We start from the raw sequence: 19,817 nt of genomic DNA on the forward strand, positions 1-19,817 counted from the left end.
TAAAGCGGGGGGTAAATTATGACAATCAAACGCAAGAAGGTTTCAGTCATCGGTGCAGGATTTACAGGAGCAACAACGGCATTCTTATTAGCACAAAAAGAACTTGCAGATGTTGTATTAGTGGACATTCCACAACTGGAAAATCCAACAAAAGGGAAAGCGTTAGATATGTTAGAAGCGAGCCCAGTACAAGGTTTTGATGCTAACATTATTGGAACATCTGATTACGCAGATACTGCTGATTCTGACGTTGTCGTTATTACAGCAGGTATTGCACGTAAGCCTGGTATGAGCCGTGATGACTTAGTAGCAACAAACTCTAAAATTATGAAAAGTATTACGCGCGACATTGCAAAACATTCACCAAATGCAATTATTGTTGTGTTAACAAATCCAGTTGATGCAATGACATATTCTGTATTTAAAGAAGCAGGATTCCCGAAAGAGCGTGTTATCGGTCAATCGGGTGTATTAGATACAGCTCGTTTCCGTACATTCATCGCACAAGAATTAAATCTTTCTGTAAAAGATATTACAGGATTTGTTCTTGGTGGACACGGTGACGACATGGTACCTCTTGTGCGTTATTCTTATGCAGGCGGTATTCCGTTAGAAACGTTAATTCCGAAAGAGCGTTTAGAAGCAATCGTAGAACGTACACGTAAAGGTGGCGGTGAGATTGTAGGCTTATTAGGAAACGGTAGTGCATATTACGCACCAGCAGCTTCTTTAGTTGAAATGACAGAAGCAATCTTAAAAGATCAACGCCGTGTATTACCGGCTATTGCGTACCTTGAAGGTGAGTATGGTTATAGTGACCTTTACTTAGGGGTACCAGTAATTCTAGGTGGTAACGGAATTGAAAAAATTATTGAATTAGAACTTCTTGCAGATGAAAAAGAAGCGTTAGATCGCTCTGTAGAATCTGTACGTAACGTAATGAAAGTTCTTGTTTAATAATTGAATAGTAGTGAAAAAGATTCGGGATTCCGAATCTTTTTCTACTATTTACCGAATTGTTTTTTTGAAATAATATGAAAACGCTATCATTTGTAATATCCTATAATGAAACTGTAGATTTATACTATACATTGCCCTCATCATAGTAAATTTCGGATAAGGTATCGCTTTTAGTAGGATAATAAGGTGAAAAAATCGGAGGGGGTTGTAACATGTTAAAGAAAAAAGTTCAAATTGGTCGTAAAATGGATGAAATTACAGTAGGAGAGAAATTATCTATCACTGAAAAAATTGAGGATAAAGATTTGTTATTGTACTTAGGGTTAACGAATGATGCCAATCCATTATATATTCAGCATGATTACGCATCCCAAACTCCGTATGAAAAGCCGATTGTACCAAGCATTATGCTAACGGGAATGATTACAACGGCGGTTACGAAATATTTACCGGGTCCAGGAAGTCATATTACGAGAAAGGACCTTACATTCGTGAAACATGTTCACCATTATGAAACGTTACAAATCCACTTTGAAGTTGTGGCTGTTTCTGAGGAGGAACATACAATTGATATGCTTGTATCTGCTCATGATGAAAAAGGAGAAACTGTTGTAAAGGGTTCATTAACAGTAACGCCACCTTATAAATCTGTTTCCATTATGGAAAAAGCATTAGATAACTTTTAAAAGATGAAAATAAAAATAGCGCTAGCATACCTTTAATAAGGATGCTAGCGCTATTTTTAGTTGAAAAACCCTTCTTTGAACCCTTCAGCAAATTCTGAGCAACCCGTTTTAATCGTATCCCAGCTAGGAGCGTTAAAAGCAAGGATACATGTGATTGCTAAAGATAGAATGGATAGTATTAGTCGCATAATAGACCTCCAAATATTATTAATTTATATATTAAGATTAATAATATTATTATCGGTAATTGAAGTCAATTAAAGGAGTGGTTTTTTAGGTGAGGTGGAAAAGAGAAGAGTGATCTTTGAAACGGTAAGAGAAGCTGAAGTGTGGGCAGACGGGTTTGTGAGTGAAATGTACGGGAGAGTATTTGATGGATATGAAACACCAGATTATAAAATAGCGTATGCTTTATCTTTTCTCTTAGCGCAAAATCGAGAACTCAATATTCATACGGAAGTAGAATTTAATAACGATATGGAAGTATATAAAGTATGGATAACAAAACATAATTGAGGCGAACGTAATTGTTTTTAGGAATAACAATAGCACAATCCGAATCCATGAATAGACAATTATATTGAGAGGGACCTTGTTTTCTAGTATGATGAGAATAACGGGGAAAATACTAGGATGAAGAAGGTTTCAAGTCTATAACTTGGAGGAAAAGAATGAACAATCGTATTTTAGTAGTTGATGATGAGGAATTTATCTTAACTTTAATCGAATTTAATTTACAACAAGCTGGGTTTGAAGTTATAACAGCGATGGATGGAGAAATGGCGCTTCAAAAAGCGACAACAGAACGCCCAGATTTAATTATATTAGATTTAATGCTTCCGAAAATGGATGGTATGGAAGTGTGTAAAGAATTACGATTGCAGCGCGTTATGACGCCGATTTTAATGTTAACGGCAAAAGATGATGAGTTTGATAAGGTGCTAGGCCTTGAACTTGGGGCAGATGATTATATGACAAAGCCATTTAGTCCAAGAGAAGTTGTTGCTCGTGTGAAGGCAATTTTGCGCCGCACGAAATTACAACAAGAAGAACAAGTTGCAGAAGCGCCAGACGAAGATAGCATCACAATTGCAGAACTTAAAATTTTACCGGAGTTTTATGAGGCTTATTTCCAAGGAAGAAAGCTTGAATTAACACCAAAAGAATTTGAACTACTTGTGTATCTTGCGAAAAATAAAAGTCGCGTGTTGACACGTGATCAATTATTAAGTGCTGTATGGAATTATGATTTTGCTGGTGATACACGAATTGTTGATGTTCATATTAGTCATTTGCGCGATAAAATTGAACAAAATACGAAAAAACCGACGTACATTAAAACGATACGTGGTTTAGGATATAAATTAGAGGAGCCAAAAGGGAATGAATAAATTTCGTTCCAGGCTTCTTTTTACATTTGTTTCTCTTATTGTATTTATTTTAGTTGGACTAGGTTTATTACTAGAAACTGTGTTTGAAAACTACTATATAGATCATGCTAAAGAGAGAATGGTAAAAGAGACGGAGTATGTTGCGACGTTAGCAGAAGAGCAAGGTTTTAATAATGTCTTAAAAAATCCATACGTATTTGAAAAGTTAGAAGAAAAAATACCAGCTTCTATCGTATTTTTGGATGAAAAAAAGAAAGTTCAATATAGAAAAGGACAAGAATTGGCATTTAGTCCAGAGACGATTAAAGAACTTTCTTCGGAAGTGGTAAAACAACGAAGTAAAGTAATTACGAAAGAAACGGATCGAAAGAATGAATTTTATCATGCGGTGTTCGTTCAAGATGTAGAAGGAAAACAAGGATACATTTTGGTGAAAAGTATAATTGATCCTTTAAGAGACGTACATCAAAAAACGTGGGGATTATTAATTATCGGATTTGTCATTGCTTGTCTCGTAGTTGTATTTTTAGGTATGAAAATTACAGGGCAATATATTAGGCCAATTGAATCGGTTACGAAAGTTGCAATTGAATTGGCAAAGGGTAATTATAAAGCACGTGCATACGAAAGTCATTCGGATGAAACAGGAATGCTGAGTAAAGCGATTAATATTTTAGCACGAAATTTACAAGAGATGACACTTGAACAAGAAATGCAACAAGATCGTCTGCACACGTTAATTGAAAATATGGGAAGTGGAATGATTTTAATTGATAGCCGAGGATATATAAACCTTGTAAACCGCTCTTATAAGGAAACTTTCCACGTAACAGATGAAGAATATTTAGATCGCTTATATTATGAATCGTTTCATCATACAGAAATTATTGAGCTTGTAGAAGAAATCTTTATGACAGAAGTGAAAGTGCGTAAACAAATGTTATTGCCACTTGGAATTGAACGGAAGCATTTCGAAGTATATGGAGCGCCGATTATCGGGACAAACCATGAATGGAAAGGGATTGTTCTCGTATTCCATGACATAACAGAGTTAAAGAAATTAGAACAAATGAGAAAAGACTTTTTAGCGAATGTTTCTCATGAATTAAAGACACCGATTACTTCTATTAAAGGTTTTTCAGAAACACTCTTAGACGGAGCGATGGATAATAAAAAATTCTGCGAACATTTCTTGCACATTATTTTAAAAGAAAGTGAGCGCATGCAAGGATTAATTGAAGATTTATTAGATTTGTCGAAGATCGAACAACAAGGATTTAAATTAAATATGGGAACCGTTGACATGAAGGGGCTGCTTGAAGATATTCATATGGTGCTTGATAATAAAGCAGGAGAAAAAGAAATCTCTTTACAAGTGAATGTATTAAAACGTGCCTCTGTTATTGGAGATCCAAGTCGTTTGAAACAAATCTTTATTAATTTAATTAATAACGCAATCGTATATACACCGGCTGGAGGCGTTGTTTCAGTAGAGTTAGCGGAAGATAAATATAATGCTTATATAAAAGTATCGGATACTGGAATTGGTATTAGTAAAGAGGAAATTCCGCGTATTTTTGAACGTTTCTACCGGGTGGATAAAGCAAGAAGTAGAAATACTGGTGGTACCGGCCTTGGATTGTCGATCGTAAAGCATTTAGTTGAGGCGCATCAAGGTACGATTACAGTAGATAGTGAAGTTGGAGAAGGGACAACGTTTACAGTTGTTTTACCGAAATCAGCAACTGAAAAATAGGATGAAGGATGTTTACAATATATTAACAATGGCTTAATTAAATATTAATAAAGCTCTGTTAATATAATACATGAAAACCCCTTCATCCAAGGAGTAATTTTGGACGAGAATAGTTAAGCTGTTCTCGTCACTTCCCTTTATGCCAATATAAGTCTGTTTTATATATGAAAGAAAATAGCCGTTATTTTTCTTCTCTCTATTAGTCATGTTAATATAGAGAGAGGAAAGGAACGGTTTTTTTCTGTGAAAAAAATCATTTCAAATTTGTATGGGGAGGTTTTAATTTTGGAAAAAAAGGTCGTATTAGTAGATGGTAATAATATCGCGTACCGTGCTTTCTTTGCACTACCGCTTTTAAATAACGACAAAGGTATACATACGAACGCAATTTACGGTTTTACAATGATGTTAATGAGAATATTAGAGGAAGAAAAGCCAACTCATATGTTAGTGGCGTTTGATGCAGGCAAAACAACGTTCCGTCATAAAACGTATAGTGAGTATAAAGGAGGGCGTCAAAAGACTCCACCTGAATTATCAGAGCAATTCCCATTTATTCGTGAGATGCTGGATGCGTTCAATGTACCGCGTTATGAATTAGAAAATTATGAAGCGGATGACATCATGGGAACGTTAGCGAAAGAAGCGAGTGAGCAAGGGGCAAGTGTAAAAGTTATTTCAGGAGATAAAGATTTACTTCAACTTGTTTCTGATAACACGCTTGTATGTATTCCGCGAAAAGGGATTACAGAAGTGGATGAATATACGAAAGAAGCTTTATTTGAAAAATACAGCTTATCACCAAAGCAAATTATCGATATGAAAGGTTTAATGGGAGACCAGTCAGATAATATACCGGGTGTACCAGGAGTTGGTGAAAAAACGGCAATTAAATTGTTAACACAGTTTGGAACGGTTGAAGCGGTGTATGAAAATATAGATCAAGTAAGTGGGAAGAAATTAAAAGAAAAACTGGAAGAAAATAAAGAACAAGCTCTTATGAGTAAGGATCTTGCAACTATTATTACAGATGCGCCGATTACAGTTCATGTGGATGATATGGCGTATAAAGGATATGAAGCAAGTGATGTCATTCCAATGTTCGAGAGTTTAGGATTTACATCTCTTTTAAATAAATTAGGCGTTACGCCAGAAGAAACTGCTCCAGCTGAATTAGATGATATTACATTTGATATTGTGGAAGAAGTTACAGAAGAAATGCTTCAGCAAGATAGTGCGCTTATCGTTGAAGTACAAGAAGATAACTATCATAAAGCAGACATTCAAGGTTTCGGTATTCAAAATGAAAATGGATGTTACTTTATTCAGACAGACATTGCTCTTAAGTCAGATGCTTTTAAAGAGTGGCTTGCAGATGGAGAAATGAGAAAGCATACATTTGATGCGAAGCGTGCAATCGTTGCACTGAAATGGAATGGGATAGATATGCAAGGGATTGACTTTGATCTATTAATCGCTGCTTATTTACTTGATCCAGCTGATACGGATAAAGACTTCCGTACTGTAGCGAAAATGAAAGAAACGCATGCTGTGAAATCTGATGAAGAAGTTTACGGAAAAGGTGCGAAGCGTGCTGTTCCAAAGTTAGAGGTAGTAGCGGAGCATGTGGCTCGTAAAGTTCATGTATTATATGATGTAAAGCAAACATTCGTTGAAGAGTTAAAGAAGAATGAGCAATATGAACTGTTTACAGAGTTAGAATTGCCGCTTGCACGTGTATTAGCTGATATGGAAGTAAAGGGTGTAAAAGTTGATACAGAGCGTCTTCGTAATATGGGAGAAGAACTTGCGGGTAGATTAAAGGAAATGGAACAGGAAATTTATAAGCTTGCGGGAACAGAATTTAATATTAATTCACCGAAGCAGCTTGGTGTTATTCTGTTTGAGAACTTAAACTTGCCGGTTATTAAAAAGACGAAAACAGGTTATTCTACGTCAGCTGATGTACTAGATAAGCTTATGAATCACCATGAAATTATTCCAAATATTTTACATTATCGTCAATTAGGGAAACTAAATTCAACTTACATTGAAGGTTTACTGAAAGTTGTACATGAAGATTCATCTAAAATTCATACTCGCTTTAATCAAGTGTTAACGCAAACAGGTCGATTAAGTTCAACGGATCCGAACTTGCAAAATATCCCGATTCGATTAGAAGAAGGAAGAAAGATTCGTCAGGCATTTGTTCCGTCAGAAGAAGGATGGATTATGTATGCGGCTGATTATTCACAAATCGAACTGCGTGTATTAGCTCATATTGCAAATGATAAAGGGCTAGTTGAAGCATTCCAACATGATATGGATATTCATACGAAAACAGCTATGGATGTATTTGGCGTTGAAAAAGATGAAGTAACTTCAAATATGAGACGACAAGCGAAAGCTGTTAACTTCGGAATTGTATATGGTATTAGTGATTATGGTCTTTCACAAAACTTAGGAATTACAAGAAAAGCAGCAGCGGAATTTATTGAAAAGTATTTAGAAAGTTTCCCTGGTGTACAAGAATACATGGAGGACATCGTAAAAGATGCGAAACAAAAAGGATATGTGGCTACATTATTAAATCGTCGCCGTTATATTCCAGAAATTACGAGTCGTAATTTCAATTTACGTAGCTTCGCTGAGCGTACAGCGATGAATACACCAATTCAAGGTACTGCCGCAGATATTATTAAAAAAGCGATGATTATTATGGCGGATCGTTTAGAAGAAGAAGGATTACAAGCACGTCTTCTTCTGCAAGTACACGATGAATTGATATTTGAAGCGCCAAAAGAAGAAATTGAAAAATTAGAGAAGCTTGTACCTGAAGTAATGGAGCATGCAATTGAACTCGCAGTTCCGCTGAAAGTTGATTATTCTTACGGTCCAACTTGGTACGACGCAAAATAAGGAAGTGATGAAATGCCTGAATTACCAGAGGTTGAAAATGTCAGACGGACACTTGAAAATCTTGTAACAGGAAAAACGATTGAAGATGTTATTGTTACTTATCCAAAAATAGTGAAACGACCAGATGATGCAGAAATTTTTAAAGAAATGCTAAAAGGCGAGAAGATTGAAAATATAAAGCGAAGAGGTAAGTTTTTGCTTCTATATGTAACAAATTATGTTATTGTTTCACATTTGCGTATGGAAGGTAAGTTTTTACTACATCAAGAGGATGAGCCGATTGATAAACATACGCACGTCCGTTTTTTATTTACAGATGGAACGGAATTACATTATAAAGATGTGAGAAAATTTGGTACGATGCATCTCTTTAAGAAAGGTGAAGAAATGAACCAAATGCCTCTTGCTGACTTAGGTCCGGAGCCATTTGATGCGGAATTGACAACGCAGTATTTACAAGAAAGATTGCAAAAGACGAATCGTAAAATAAAAGTTGTGCTATTGGACCAGCGTCTTTTAGTAGGGCTTGGAAATATATATGTAGATGAAGTTTTATTCCGTTCTCAAATTCATCCTGAACGAGAAGCGTCGTCTTTAACAGTGGAAGAAATTGAGCGAATTTATGAGGCTACCGTTACAACGCTAAGCGAAGCGGTGAAGCGTGGCGGAAGTACAATTCGAACGTATATCAACTCACAAGGGCAAATTGGTTCGTTCCAAGAACTCCTAAATGTATACGGAAAAAAGGGAGAACCGTGTGTAACTTGCGGTACGATATTAGAAAAAACAGTTGTTGGCGGACGAGGAACGCATTACTGCCCAATTTGTCAGCCTAGAATATAGAAAAGAGATAACATCGGATAGGCATTTGTCATATACATACAGCAGAGCTATGTATAAGGGAGGAGCTTACCGATGTACCTTTATTTATCTCTTATTTTATTAGCTTTTACATTAAGCTTGGATAGCTGTAGTGTAGGGCTAACATATGGTTTAAGAAGCGTAAGAATTCCACTAAGATCAATTATAATTATCGGAATGTGTTCAGCGGCTGTTATGCTTGTTTCAATGGGAATTGGACATATGATCGCGAAAGTATTTTCACCTGTTATCGCAACGCGTATCGGTGGGCTTGTTCTTATTGGAATAGGGATTTGGGTATTATATCAATTTTTTCGAAGTGAGAAAAAAGAAGAACCGAAGCAAGAGGAGAAGGTCTGGAAATTAGAGATTGCCTCGCTAGGGCTAGTGATTCAAATTTTAAGGAAACCGACTGTAGCAGATTTTGATAAATCAGGCACCATTTCTGCAGGAGAAGCATTGCTTCTTGGTATCGCTCTTTCTGTAGACTCATTTGGTGCCGGAATTGGTGCATCTTTATTAGGGTATGCACCCGCTATGATGGCGATATTAGTTGCAATTATGAGTTCTTTGTTTTTATTTATTGGAATGAAACTTGGAACGGTTTTATCGAATATGAAGTGGTTACAAAAATTTACATTCCTGCCTGGAGTATTACTCATTATTATTGGAATTTGGAAAATGTAAGTATGGGCGTGGAACATTAGTTTCGCGCCTTTTATTATGAGGAGGATTATGATGACAGTAGTAATTGGATTAACAGGAGGCATTGCAAGCGGAAAAAGTACAGTATCTCAAATGTTTCGTGAACTGATTATACCAGTAATTGATGCAGATATTATTGCACGAGAAGTTGTAGAGCGAGGAAAACCAGCATATAACAAAATAGTAGAAGTATTTGGAACGGAAGTGTTACAAGAAGATGGAGAACTAGATCGTCCAAAACTAGGAAGTGTCGTTTTCTATAATGAAGAAAAACGATTGCAGTTAAATAAAATTGTTCATCCTGCAGTACGTGAGGAAATGAATAGGCAAAAGGAAATGTACATAAAAGAAGGTATGCAAGCAGTTGTGTTAGATATTCCTCTCTTATTTGAAAGCAAATTAACAAGTCTCGTTGACCGCATTTTAGTTGTAGCGGTTAAGCCGCATACGCAATTAGAACGTTTAATGAAACGAAATAACTTTTCAGAAGAAGAAGCAACAGCTCGTATTCAATCTCAAATGCCGTTAGAAGAAAAAGTGAAAAATGCAGATGAAGTGATAAATAATGATGGCACAATTATGGGAACGAAAACACAATTGCAGGTAATTTTAAGGAAGTGGAACATTATTGACTAAAAAATTGTGAAATTAATGAAAATGCTTAGTGACATATCTCCTTTTTGTGTTATACTATTATTGGGATTGGAGATAAATAGTATAACGCATTCAAGGGGGATAACATATTATGACTCGTGTGGCAATTAATGGATTTGGACGTATTGGGAGAATGGTATTTCGTCAAGCAATAAAAGAAAGCGCATTCGAAATTGTAGCAATCAATGCAAGCTATCCATCTGAAACGTTAGCACACTTAATTAAATATGATACAGTTCATGGCAAGTTTGACGGAACAGTAGAAGCATTTGAAGATCACTTATTAGTTGATGGAAAAATGATTCGCCTTTTAAACAACCGCGATCCAAAGGAATTGCCTTGGACAGATTTAGGTGTTGAAGTTGTAATTGAAGCAACTGGTAAATTTAATTCAAAAGAAAAAGCAATTCTTCACGTTGAAGCTGGAGCGAAAAAAGTTATTTTAACAGCGCCTGGTAAAAATGAAGATGTAACAATTGTAGTTGGTGTGAACGAAGACCAATTAGATATTACAAAACATACTGTTATTTCAAATGCATCTTGTACAACAAACTGTTTAGCGCCTGTTGTGAAGGTGTTAGATGAGCAGTTTGGAATTGAAAACGGTTTAATGACGACAGTTCACGCTTATACAAATGACCAAAAAAATATTGATAACCCACATAAAGATTTAAGAAGAGCACGTGCTTGCGGACAATCAATCATTCCGACAACGACAGGTGCTGCGAAAGCGCTAGCAAAAGTTCTTCCACATTTAAACGGAAAACTTCATGGTATGGCACTTCGTGTACCAACACCAAACGTGTCTCTTGTTGACTTAGTAGTAGATGTAAAACGTGATGTGTCAGTTGAAGCTATTAACGATGCATTCAAAACTGTTGCAAACGGTGCGCTTAAAGGTATTGTAGAATTCAGCGAAGAGCCTTTAGTATCTATCGACTTTAATACAAATACACACTCAGCTATTATCGATGGTTTATCTACAATGGTAATGGGTGATCGTAAAGTGAAAGTACTTGCTTGGTATGATAACGAGTGGGGCTACTCTCGTCGTGTTGTAGATCTTGTAACGTTAGTTGTTGAAGAATTAGCGAAACAAGAAAATGTACAACATATTTAAGTGAATAAGGGGAGGGCAAGTGAATATTTGCCCTCTTTTTTTATTTTTTCTAAAAAGGTAAAAATTATAGGAGTATATTTTCGAAAGTGGACATACCACGAAACGTTGTGATTACTGTATTTGTGAATCATTTATTTTTTTTAGGGAAAAGTAAAGAGGAAAATATGACAGAAAATCGAAAAAACTGTTGTTGCAAAATGAAAATAAACAAAGTATACTAACACTCGTAAACTTAAGAGCTGAGGTACGTAGTCACTACTTAAAGGGTTAGGACCTCTCTGGACTAACTTTCCCCCGTGGTAGTGGAGCAAGCCAAATTGCAAATTAGTTTTCAATTCGAACAGTTAGAATAAATTTACAAGGGGGAACTGTAGAATGGATACTATGGATACGATGGGTCGTCACGTGATTGCTGAACTTTGGGATTGCGATTTCGACAAACTGAATGACATGCCGTATATTGAACAATTATTTGTGGATGCAGCACTAAAAGCTGGTGCTGAAGTGCGTGAGGTTGCTTTCCATAAATTTGCACCACAAGGTGTAAGTGGAGTAGTAATTATCTCGGAATCACATTTAACAATTCATAGCTTTCCGGAGCACGGTTACGCAAGTATTGATGTTTATACTTGTGGGGATCGTATTGATCCAAATGTTGCTGCAGAATATATTGCAGAAGGTTTAAACGCGAAAACGCGTGAGAGCATCGAGCTTCCTCGAGGCACTGGTAGCTTCGAAATTAAGCAGAGAGAAACAAAAGCTCTTTAAAAAAGAACATAATTGATTTAAAATGTAAAGAGGTGTATAATGCACCTCTTTTTTAGTTTATAAAAAAGGAAAAATATAACGTACTCGTTAGTTGAATAAATTGGATTCTTGCAAATGAGGTAGTGCTCTATATACCATCTTATTTTTAAGGATGAGATGATAAAGTGATGCGCTGAAACTTAAAGTGGTAAGAGAGTTAGAATGAGTTATATAATATTGTATATATATTTTAGGTGAAGTGAGTAGAGAAAAATAAAGAGTATAGTGTAAAGGAGTGAATGTATTGCGTTGTCCATCCTGTTCTCATAATGGTACAAGAGTGTTAGATTCGCGTCCGGTAGACGAGGGGCGCTCTATTCGAAGAAGGAGAGAGTGTGAAAGCTGCTTAAGTCGCTTTACGACCTTTGAAAGGGTAGAAGAGTCACCTCTTATCGTTGTAAAAAAAGAAGGCACACGAGAAGAGTTTAATAAAGAAAAGATTCTACGTGGTTTAATTAAAGCGTGTGAAAAAAGACCAGTATCTTTAAGACAATTAGAAGAAGTAACACAAAGCGTGGAACGTGAACTGCGTAATTTAGGTATATCAGAAGTGAAAAGTGATATGATTGGTGAAATTGTCATGGAAGAACTTCGCGATATTGATGATGTTGCTTACGTACGTTTTGCTTCTGTATATCGTCAATTTAAAGATTTAAATGTATTTATTGAAGAATTAAAAGATATACTGCAAAAAGAAAGAGAGTAGAAGTTGTATTTTATTCTCTTTACATACCGTAAGTAATAGGATAAGAGAGCTAGAAGCGCAAGCTAATAGCTCTTTTTCACTAAGAATTTATATAATAAAGATAGAACGTATGAAGTAGAGGATAGATTGGATGAGAGAAAGGAAAAGCAAGAATGGAAAAACAGTCATGGATGGAGCTATTGCCGATTGATCGTTATAAAGTAAGTGCGAAAGGGCTACTGCACAATTACGACCGAAAAGTGTTAACGATGTTGTATCAGCCGTTAATAGGTAGTAGAGCTTTTAGCTTATACATGACACTATGGGGAGAGCTAGAGCAAGATCGTGTATTTGGAAAAGAGAATACGCATCATTCCCTTATGGTGACTATGCAAATGCAACTTCCTGAAATATATGAGGAACGAGTAAAGTTAGAGGCAATTGGGTTATTGAAGGTATATATTAAGAAAGAAAAAGATATTCGAATGTTCATATATGAGTTGCAACCACCTTTATCTCCGAAGCAGTTTTTTGATGATATTGTTTTAAGTATCTTTTTATACAATCGATTGAGCCGGACAAAATATAATCAAGTAAAGCAATATTTCTTAGAAGAAGAATTTGATTTTATTTCTTATGAAAATGTTACGCGTTCTTTCAATGATGTGTTTGGTTCGTTTAATCCAGGACAGCTGGAGCATGCGCAAGAAGACCTTCGTATTCCAAAAACGACAACTATGCCAAGTAACGAGAAGGGAGACGCTCCGAAAGTTTGGAATGATTTCTTTGATTTCTCTTTATTTGTAGATGGATTGTCCGCTCTTGTTCCTAAAAAGGCGATTACAGATCAAGTGAGAGACTGCGTTATAACACTTGCTTACGTGTATGGTGTAGATGTGTTATCGATGCAAAATATCGTTCTTGGTGCAGTGACAGAGATGCAAACAATTGATACGGAAAGGCTTAGAAAAGGAGCGCGCGATTGGTATCAATTTGAAAATGGTCAAGCATTACCGGTATTAAGTGAAAGAGTACAGCCTCATGCTGCACGTACGATGAAAGAGAAAGAGCCTTCATCGCAAGAGGAGATGTTAATAAAGCAGCTAGAGGAAATCTCGCCAAAACAACTATTGAAAGAGATTTCTGGTGGTGCAGAGGCAACGAAAGCGGACTTGCAGATCGTTGAAGATGTTATGATTAATCAAAAATTGACACCAGGAGTTGTGAATGTACTTATTTATTACGTTATGCTACGCTCAGATATGAAACTTGCGAAAACGTATGTCGAGAAGATTGCTGGGCATTGGGCACGTAAAAAGGTCGGTACAGTAGCGGACGCGATGGCGTTAGCGAAAGAAGAGAACCGTCAATATCAAGAGTGGGCTGAGACGAAGAAAAAAGGCCGTACGGCGAAGAAAACGGTGCGGAAAGAAATGGTGCCAGATTGGCTTAAGGAAGAAGAGCCGAAAGAACAAGAGAAAGAAACAGAGAAGAAAGATATAAATGTAGAAAAAGATGCAAGTACGCTAGAAGATGAAAGAAAACGACTAGAAGAAGTGTTAAAAAAATATAAGCGTGATTAATAGAAGAGAATGAACGCTCTTTGAGGTGAGAAAATGGAGCATATTCAAAATTCATTTGCAAAATTAATGGAAAATGAAAACTTTAAAAATAGATATGAAGTACTAAAGGCAGAAGTAATGGCGCATCCGCGTGTGAAAGAATTTATAGACGAACATAAGGGTGAAGTAACGACTTCTATGATTGAGCGCAGTCTTGTGAAGTTATATGAATATATTGGACAAAGTGTAGGTTGCGTGGATTGTCCGGATTTAGGTTCATGTAAAAATATGCTACAAGGTTATGAGCCAAAGCTTGTTATTCAAGGGAAGATGATTGATATTCAATACGATCGCTGCGTTAGAAAAGTAGCGCATGACGAGAGAAAGAAATATGAAAAACTCGTTCAAAGTGTATATATGCCAACGGATATTTTGCAGGCAACTATGGAAAACTTAGACCCTTCTGATTTAAATGCACGTATCGATGCAATTGGTGCAGCGAATGAATTTTTAAGTACATATGAACCAGGTAAAAAAGCACAAGGTTTATATTTGTACGGTAAATTTGGTGTAGGAAAAACGTACCTTTTAGGAGCAATAGCGAACGAGCTTGCTCGAAAGAAAATAAGTTCGATGCTCGTATACTTCCCGGAATTTTTACGTGAAATTAAAAGTTCAATTCAAGATAATTCGATTGGTGAAAAGATTGATGCGGTTAAACGCGTACAAGTTTTAATGTTAGACGATATCGGGGCAGAAGCGATGTCAAGCTTTGTGCGTGACGATGTGCTTGGTGCAATCTTGCAATTCCGTATGTTAGAAAACTTACCGACGTTCTTTACGTCTAATTTTGATTTTAAACAACTGGAACACCATTTAACGTATACGCAGCGTGGTGAGGCTGAAGAAATGAAGGCAGCACGTATTATGGAGCGAATTAAATATTTAGCGAAACCAATTCCAATTGGTGGGAAAAACCGTCGTCATAAGTAAAAGAGCAAGCTGAGAAGCTTGCTCTTTTGTATTATAGTGATATTTTCTTTTCAAATATGAGGTCGAAATATTCAGGTTGTCCAGAACTGCCAATCGTAGGGGCAACAATCTGTACGAACCTCCAGCCATCTCTAGCATGTTCTTGAATAATTTCTTGGTAGTCTTCAGCTGGTTTTGAGCGAGTGAACCCCCAATGTAATTCGACTTTTACGAATTTATATTCAAACATTCAGATACCCCCTTTTATTGATAAGTAAAGTATACAATAAAAATTCATAGTAGCTTGTATCATTTTTTTCTCCCTCCCTTAATATATATAAAATTAGCAAGCCATATTGAGTGGATTTTCTAACGATAGGAAATGTGATTCTACTAAGAGTGAAATTCACGCGGGACGGACTCTTATAGGATTTGTAACGTATAGATACAGTCCTTTAGAGCGGGGATAAAAGGGGGGACAAAAGTGATTGAAATTTGCTTCGAAGAAAAAAATGATGCTATGCACGTATATAGACAATTGCTGAAAAGAGCGGAAGTGTTATATAAGGAAACGAGTGTGTATTTACAGGAACAAAAAGTGGTGATTCACATACCAGTACGTGAATCGAATTATATTGAAAAAATCTTATTGCCAGTAATGGTGTATTTCATTGTGAATGTGAAACAAAATGAGTGGATTTATACGATTTTAAAAGAAAAGTTTTTTTATGAAGAACAAGAAGAGTGTCATCAAATATTGCACATGGCACATGAGATTTTAAAGGGAAGAAGAAAAGGTGTAGCTCAGGATTTAACGCGTAACGCATTTGAGTCATATATTAAGTCTTCTTTAAATAATTGGCTTTGTGATCCGCTCTCATTCTCGTTTTCATCATATATCCGTTTTCGTCTTCGTACATATAGGGAAATGGTGGCTAAACTTGCGGAAGTGGCAATTGATGAATATAAGATGGAGCAAGAATACCAAATGTTCATTGAGACGCTTCGGCAACAAGTAAGTAGCCGTAAATCACGTTTGTCTTGCGTGCATCTTATTTTTGATGAAAGCTTTATCTTTTATGATGATAAAGGTAGACGTTTAAAACAGGAGAAGTTGGTCCAATATATAGATGAGGAATTATTAAAGCAAAATGATGTATATATTGATACGAAAGTAATTGCGCCGCTTCTTTCTATTTCGCCTAAAAAGATTTATTTATATACGAAAGAACAAGACCATAATATGATTATTACTTTGCGAAATGTGTTCCAAGAACGGGTCCAATTACATGGATTACATGATTTTGAGCGCAATGTGAAAAATTTAAAAAATAAAGGTAACGCCCTTGATTTTCTAAGTTTTTGAGCATATAATTACCTACATAAATGAAATATATTGAAATGTCATGATGAGGACATGAGTAGTTTTCTACGATTTTCAGAGAGGGAAGCCTTAGGGTGTGAGCTTCCTAGTACGGGATTATTACTTACCACCTCTAAACTTTAGCAGTGAACGGTTTTTCTAGTAATTGCTAACGGACAACACCGTTATGTTGAACTTGAGCAATTAACAATTATGTTAATTGGAACAAGGGTGGAACCACGAATTCAACACTCGTCCCTTTTTACGGGATGAGTGTTTTTTATTTTGAGAAAAAGAGGAGTGACCAGTGATGGCAGATGTAGTTAAAATTACTTTCCCTGATGGAGCTGTGAAGGAGTTTCCAAAAGGCGTAACAACTGAAGAAATCGCAGCTTCTATTAGCCCAGGCTTAAAGAAAAAAGCTGTAGCTGGAAAATTAAACGATGAGATGATCGATCTTGTTACACCAATCGAAGAAGATGGTGCAGTTTCTATCATTACATTAGATTCTGAAGATGGCCTATATATTTTACGCCATTCAACAGCCCACCTTTTAGCACAAGCGTTAAAACGTTTATATAAAGATGTTAAGGTTGAGCTTGGCATTGGTCCAGTAATTGAAAATGGCTTCTACTACGATATTGATATGGAAGAAGCAATTACAGTTGAAGACTTCAAGAAAATCGAAAAAGAAATGCAAAAAATCGTGAACGAGAACTTAGAAATCGTTCGTCATGAAGTACCACGTGCAGAAGCAATTCGTCGCTTTGAAGAAATCGGCGATGAGTTAAAATTAGATTTAATTAACGATCTTCCAGAAGATGCAGTTATTTCAATCTATGAGCAAGGCGAATTTTTCGACCTTTGTCGTGGTGTTCACCTTCCATCTACAGGGAAAATTAAAGTGTTTAAATTATTAAGCGTTGCAGGTGCTTACTGGCGCGGCGATAGCAATAATAAAATGCTACAACGTATTTACGGTACTGCATTCGTTAAGAAAGCAGAATTAGATGAGCACTTACGTATGCTTGAAGAAGCGAAAGAGCGCGATCACCGTAAATTAGGTAAAGAATTAAAACTATTTACTAATAGCCAAAAAGTAGGACAAGGTTTACCACTTTGGTTACCAAAAGGTGCAACAATCCGCCGCATTATCGAGCGTTACATCGTTGATAAAGAAGCAAGCTTAGGCTATGATCACGTATATACTCCAGTACTAGGGAGCAGAGAGCTTTATGAAACTTCTGGTCACTGGAACCACTACCGTGATGGCATGTTCCCATCAATGGAAATGGATAACGAAGAATTAGTTCTTCGTCCAATGAACTGTCCTCATCATATGATGGTTTATAAAAATGATATTCACAGCTACCGTGAATTACCAATCCGTATTGCAGAACTTGGAACAATGCACCGTTATGAAATGTCAGGTGCGTTATCTGGATTACAACGTGTACGCGGAATGACTTTAAACGATGCGCACATTTTCGTTCGTCCAGATCAAATTAAAGAAGAGTTAAAACGTGTTGTAAACTTAACTCTAGAAGTGTACAAAGATTTCGGTTTAGAGAACTACTCATTCCGTCTATCTTACCGCGACCCAGCAGATACTAAAAAGTATTATGCGGATGATGAGATGTGGGAAAAAGCACAAGGTATGTTAAAAGAAGCTATGGATGAAATGGGTCTTGATTACTATGAAGCTGAAGGTGAAGCGGCATTCTACGGTCCAAAACTTGATGTTCAAGTTCGTACTGCTCTTGGAAAAGACGAAACACTTTCAACTGTACAATTAGACTTCTTACTTCCAGAACGCTTTGAATTATCATACGTTGGTGAAGACGGTAAACAACATCGTCCAGTTGTAATTCACCGTGGTGTTGTATCAACTATGGAACGTTTTGTAGCCTTCTTAATTGAAGAATACAAAGGTGCATTCCCAACATGGTTAGCTCCAGTTCAAGTACAAGTAATTCCAGTTTCTCCGCAAGTACATTTAGACTATGCGAAAAAAGTACAAGACGAATTGCGTCGTGCTGGTATCCGTGTTGAATTAGACACTCGTGAAGAGAAGATAGGTTACAAAATCCGTGAAGCACAAATGCAAAAAATTCCGTACATGCTTGTAGTAGGTGACAATGAAGTAACTGAAAACGGCGTAAACGTACGTAAATATGGTGAACAAAAATCAGAAACAATCGCATTAGATGCTTTTGTTGACATGATTAAAGTAGAAGGAAAACGATAAGAAAAAGCCGCGGTATACCGCGGCTTTTTTATGTAATATACTCGAGAGAAATTAGAAAAAATAACCATGTGACACTTATCATAAAAAAGTATTGCAAGTATGTTAGTTGTTTGTTACAATATTTCTTGTTGTTAGTAAAACACATCGCGTCTTCTTGACAGACGTCATGTCCTATGATAAACTCATCAAGGATAATAGAATATTGTTTTGTGGAACAAGTAGAAGCACCCGCTTCTCACCTGATGGACGCATTCGCAGTTAACAGGTAAATGTATTTCTTACTTAAGATTTTACAAGTGTGGGTGTCGTATGCCCGCACTTTTTTTGTTCGGGTTCTATGACTACAAAATATGTTCTGAGAAAACCTTGGAGGTGGCTTACTATTAGCAAGGATATGATGATTAACGAGCAAATTCGTGCACGTGAAGTACGTTTAGTTGGCGCAAATGGCGATCAACTTGGAATCAAGTCTCGTAATGACGCTTTAGACTTAGCTGCAAATCTTAATCTTGATTTAGTATTAGTTGCTCCAAATGCGAAACCGCCAGTATGCCGCATTATGGACTACGGTAAATTCCGCTTTGAGCAACAGAAGAAAGAAAAAGAGCAGCGCAAAAATCAAAAAGTAATTAGCATGAAAGAAGTTCGTTTAAGTCCAACAATTGATGAACACGACTTTAACACAAAACTTCGTAATGCTATCAAGTTTTTAGAGAAAGGCGACAAGGTTAAAGCGTCAATTCGCTTTAAAGGACGTGCCATTACTCATAAAGAAATCGGTCAACGTGTTTTAGATCGCTTCTCAGAAGCTTGTGCTGAAGTTAGTACAGTTGAATCTAAGCCTAAAATGGAAGGACGCAGTATGTTCTTAGTTTTAGCACCGAAAAACGATAAGTAATAGATAGAGGAGGAAATACCTATGCCTAAACAAAAAACTCATCGCGGCGCTGCAAAGCGTTTCAAAAAGACTGGATCAGGTAAACTGAAACGTTCTCACGCTTACACAAGCCATTTATTCGCTAACAAATCTACAAAAGCTAAACGTAAACTACGTAAAGCTGGTGTAGTAAGCGCTGGTGACTTCAAACGCATTCGTCAAATGCTTGACAACTTAAAATAAGTTCGGCT

The 19,817-nt window shown here is 36.5% G+C and carries 19 protein-coding genes, 1 pseudogene and 2 other annotated features; of the genes and pseudogenes, 18 read left to right on the forward strand and 2 right to left on the reverse strand.

Features of this window, described 5'->3' with window-relative positions:
• Positions 1-18: 18 nt before the first annotated feature.
• Positions 19-957 (forward strand): malate dehydrogenase, encoded by a 939-nt coding sequence (gene mdh, locus HMPREF1014_RS01500; RefSeq protein ID WP_000153232.1) that lies wholly within the window; start codon positions 19-21, stop codon positions 955-957.
• A gap of 215 nt (positions 958-1,172) precedes the next feature.
• A complete protein-coding gene (locus HMPREF1014_RS01505) occupies positions 1,173-1,646 on the forward strand; it encodes a MaoC family dehydratase (RefSeq protein WP_000914181.1) in 474 nt (157 codons plus the stop codon).
• Between the two features lie 56 nt (positions 1,647-1,702).
• Here the strand turns inward: HMPREF1014_RS01505 and HMPREF1014_RS31965 are convergent, their stop codons facing one another.
• A complete protein-coding gene (locus HMPREF1014_RS31965) occupies positions 1,703-1,834 on the reverse strand; it encodes a hypothetical protein (RefSeq protein WP_001237020.1) in 132 nt (43 codons plus the stop codon).
• An 89-nt stretch (positions 1,835-1,923) separates the two neighbouring features.
• On the opposite strand from HMPREF1014_RS31965, the pseudogene HMPREF1014_RS01510 reads away from it, so the two are divergent.
• From HMPREF1014_RS01510 to dnaI, 12 genes and pseudogenes are all read left to right on the forward strand, one after another.
• A pseudogene (locus tag HMPREF1014_RS01510) lies at positions 1,924-2,162 on the forward strand (hypothetical protein).
• A gap of 155 nt (positions 2,163-2,317) precedes the next feature.
• Positions 2,318-3,037, forward strand: coding sequence for a two-component system response regulator PhoP (gene phoP / locus HMPREF1014_RS01515; RefSeq protein WP_001065220.1), 720 nt, complete (start codon positions 2,318-2,320; stop codon positions 3,035-3,037).
• The gene (gene phoR, locus HMPREF1014_RS01520; protein WP_001032109.1) at positions 3,030-4,793 is read left to right on the forward strand and encodes a sensory box histidine kinase PhoR; all 1,764 of its coding nucleotides are present in this window, start codon (positions 3,030-3,032) and stop codon (positions 4,791-4,793) included. Before phoP ends, phoR begins: the two co-directional genes overlap by 8 nt.
• Before the next feature lie 285 nt (positions 4,794-5,078).
• A complete protein-coding gene (gene polA / locus HMPREF1014_RS01525) occupies positions 5,079-7,712 on the forward strand; it encodes a DNA polymerase I (RefSeq protein ID WP_000412803.1) in 2,634 nt (877 codons plus the stop codon).
• A 12-nt stretch (positions 7,713-7,724) separates the two neighbouring features.
• The gene (gene mutM, locus HMPREF1014_RS01530) at positions 7,725-8,555 is read left to right on the forward strand and encodes a DNA-formamidopyrimidine glycosylase (protein WP_001114477.1); all 831 of its coding nucleotides are present in this window, start codon (positions 7,725-7,727) and stop codon (positions 8,553-8,555) included.
• Positions 8,556-8,627: 72 nt separating this feature from the next.
• Positions 8,628-9,260 (forward strand): sporulation membrane protein YtaF, encoded by a 633-nt coding sequence (gene ytaF / locus HMPREF1014_RS01535; protein WP_000281743.1) that lies wholly within the window; start codon positions 8,628-8,630, stop codon positions 9,258-9,260.
• A gap of 51 nt (positions 9,261-9,311) precedes the next feature.
• Positions 9,312-9,914, forward strand: a complete 603-nt coding sequence (coaE, locus tag HMPREF1014_RS01540) for a dephospho-CoA kinase (protein WP_000219293.1) — start codon at positions 9,312-9,314, stop codon at positions 9,912-9,914.
• A 109-nt stretch (positions 9,915-10,023) separates the two neighbouring features.
• Positions 10,024-11,052, forward strand: coding sequence for a glyceraldehyde-3-phosphate dehydrogenase (locus HMPREF1014_RS01545; RefSeq protein ID WP_000198968.1), 1,029 nt, complete (start codon positions 10,024-10,026; stop codon positions 11,050-11,052).
• Positions 11,053-11,436: 384 nt separating this feature from the next.
• On the forward strand, positions 11,437-11,820 hold the full coding sequence (speD, locus tag HMPREF1014_RS01550; RefSeq protein WP_098413228.1) for an adenosylmethionine decarboxylase: 384 nt from the start codon (positions 11,437-11,439) through the stop codon (positions 11,818-11,820).
• Between the two features lie 283 nt (positions 11,821-12,103).
• Complete coding sequence (gene nrdR / locus HMPREF1014_RS01555; RefSeq protein ID WP_001203687.1) at positions 12,104-12,565, forward strand: transcriptional regulator NrdR; 462 nt, start codon at positions 12,104-12,106, stop codon at positions 12,563-12,565.
• A 152-nt stretch (positions 12,566-12,717) separates the two neighbouring features.
• Positions 12,718-14,127, forward strand: a complete 1,410-nt coding sequence (locus HMPREF1014_RS01560; protein ID WP_000415034.1) for a replication initiation and membrane attachment family protein — start codon at positions 12,718-12,720, stop codon at positions 14,125-14,127.
• Positions 14,128-14,160: 33 nt separating this feature from the next.
• Entirely contained in the window at positions 14,161-15,099 is a 939-nt protein-coding gene (gene dnaI, locus HMPREF1014_RS01565; RefSeq protein WP_000400104.1) for a primosomal protein DnaI, read from the forward strand.
• A gap of 31 nt (positions 15,100-15,130) precedes the next feature.
• Here dnaI and HMPREF1014_RS01570 read toward each other — a convergent pair whose 3' ends face one another.
• Positions 15,131-15,328 carry a DUF4177 domain-containing protein gene (locus tag HMPREF1014_RS01570; protein ID WP_000464457.1) on the reverse strand — a complete coding sequence of 66 codons (198 nt, stop codon included), beginning with the start codon at positions 15,326-15,328 and terminating at the stop codon, positions 15,131-15,133.
• Positions 15,329-15,562: 234 nt separating this feature from the next.
• Between HMPREF1014_RS01570 and ytxC the strand changes: the two genes are divergently transcribed.
• From ytxC to rpmI, 4 genes are all read left to right on the forward strand, one after another.
• A complete protein-coding gene (gene ytxC, locus HMPREF1014_RS01575) occupies positions 15,563-16,444 on the forward strand; it encodes a putative sporulation protein YtxC (RefSeq protein ID WP_000569629.1) in 882 nt (293 codons plus the stop codon).
• Positions 16,445-16,475: 31 nt separating this feature from the next.
• Positions 16,476-16,704 (forward strand) — a binding site (T-box leader).
• A 47-nt stretch (positions 16,705-16,751) separates the two neighbouring features.
• Entirely contained in the window at positions 16,752-18,689 is a 1,938-nt protein-coding gene (thrS, locus tag HMPREF1014_RS01580) for a threonine--tRNA ligase (protein WP_000786083.1), read from the forward strand.
• A 210-nt stretch (positions 18,690-18,899) separates the two neighbouring features.
• Positions 18,900-19,020: a sequence feature (ribosomal protein L20 leader region), on the forward strand.
• Positions 19,021-19,083: 63 nt separating this feature from the next.
• Positions 19,084-19,587 carry a translation initiation factor IF-3 gene (gene infC, locus HMPREF1014_RS01585; protein WP_000973215.1) on the forward strand — a complete coding sequence of 168 codons (504 nt, stop codon included), beginning with the start codon at positions 19,084-19,086 and terminating at the stop codon, positions 19,585-19,587.
• Positions 19,588-19,608: 21 nt separating this feature from the next.
• Positions 19,609-19,809, forward strand: coding sequence for a 50S ribosomal protein L35 (rpmI, locus tag HMPREF1014_RS01590; protein WP_001125945.1), 201 nt, complete (start codon positions 19,609-19,611; stop codon positions 19,807-19,809).
• Positions 19,810-19,817: the final 8 nt, after the last annotated feature.

It is taken from the genome of Bacillus sp. 7_6_55CFAA_CT2 (assembly GCF_000238655.1).
GTDB lineage: Bacteria > Bacillota > Bacilli > Bacillales > Bacillaceae_G > Bacillus_A > Bacillus_A cereus.

Coding starts and splice junctions, on each gene's coding strand:
- mdh (WP_000153232.1), top strand. CDS start 19: ATGACAATCAAACGCAAGAAGGTTTCAGTCATCGGTGCAGGATTTACA.
- HMPREF1014_RS01505 (WP_000914181.1), top strand. CDS start 1,173: ATGTTAAAGAAAAAAGTTCAAATTGGTCGTAAAATGGATGAAATTACA.
- HMPREF1014_RS31965 (WP_001237020.1), bottom strand. CDS start 1,834: ATGCGACTAATACTATCCATTCTATCTTTAGCAATCACATGTATCCTT.
- phoP (WP_001065220.1), top strand. CDS start 2,318: ATGAACAATCGTATTTTAGTAGTTGATGATGAGGAATTTATCTTAACT.
- phoR (WP_001032109.1), top strand. CDS start 3,030: ATGAATAAATTTCGTTCCAGGCTTCTTTTTACATTTGTTTCTCTTATT.
- mutM (WP_001114477.1), top strand. CDS start 7,725: ATGCCTGAATTACCAGAGGTTGAAAATGTCAGACGGACACTTGAAAAT.
- ytaF (WP_000281743.1), top strand. CDS start 8,628: ATGTACCTTTATTTATCTCTTATTTTATTAGCTTTTACATTAAGCTTG.
- coaE (WP_000219293.1), top strand. CDS start 9,312: ATGACAGTAGTAATTGGATTAACAGGAGGCATTGCAAGCGGAAAAAGT.
- HMPREF1014_RS01545 (WP_000198968.1), top strand. CDS start 10,024: ATGACTCGTGTGGCAATTAATGGATTTGGACGTATTGGGAGAATGGTA.
- speD (WP_098413228.1), top strand. CDS start 11,437: ATGGATACGATGGGTCGTCACGTGATTGCTGAACTTTGGGATTGCGAT.
- HMPREF1014_RS01560 (WP_000415034.1), top strand. CDS start 12,718: ATGGAAAAACAGTCATGGATGGAGCTATTGCCGATTGATCGTTATAAA.
- dnaI (WP_000400104.1), top strand. CDS start 14,161: ATGGAGCATATTCAAAATTCATTTGCAAAATTAATGGAAAATGAAAAC.
- HMPREF1014_RS01570 (WP_000464457.1), bottom strand. CDS start 15,328: ATGTTTGAATATAAATTCGTAAAAGTCGAATTACATTGGGGGTTCACT.
- thrS (WP_000786083.1), top strand. CDS start 16,752: ATGGCAGATGTAGTTAAAATTACTTTCCCTGATGGAGCTGTGAAGGAG.
- infC (WP_000973215.1), top strand. CDS start 19,084: ATGATGATTAACGAGCAAATTCGTGCACGTGAAGTACGTTTAGTTGGC.
- rpmI (WP_001125945.1), top strand. CDS start 19,609: ATGCCTAAACAAAAAACTCATCGCGGCGCTGCAAAGCGTTTCAAAAAG.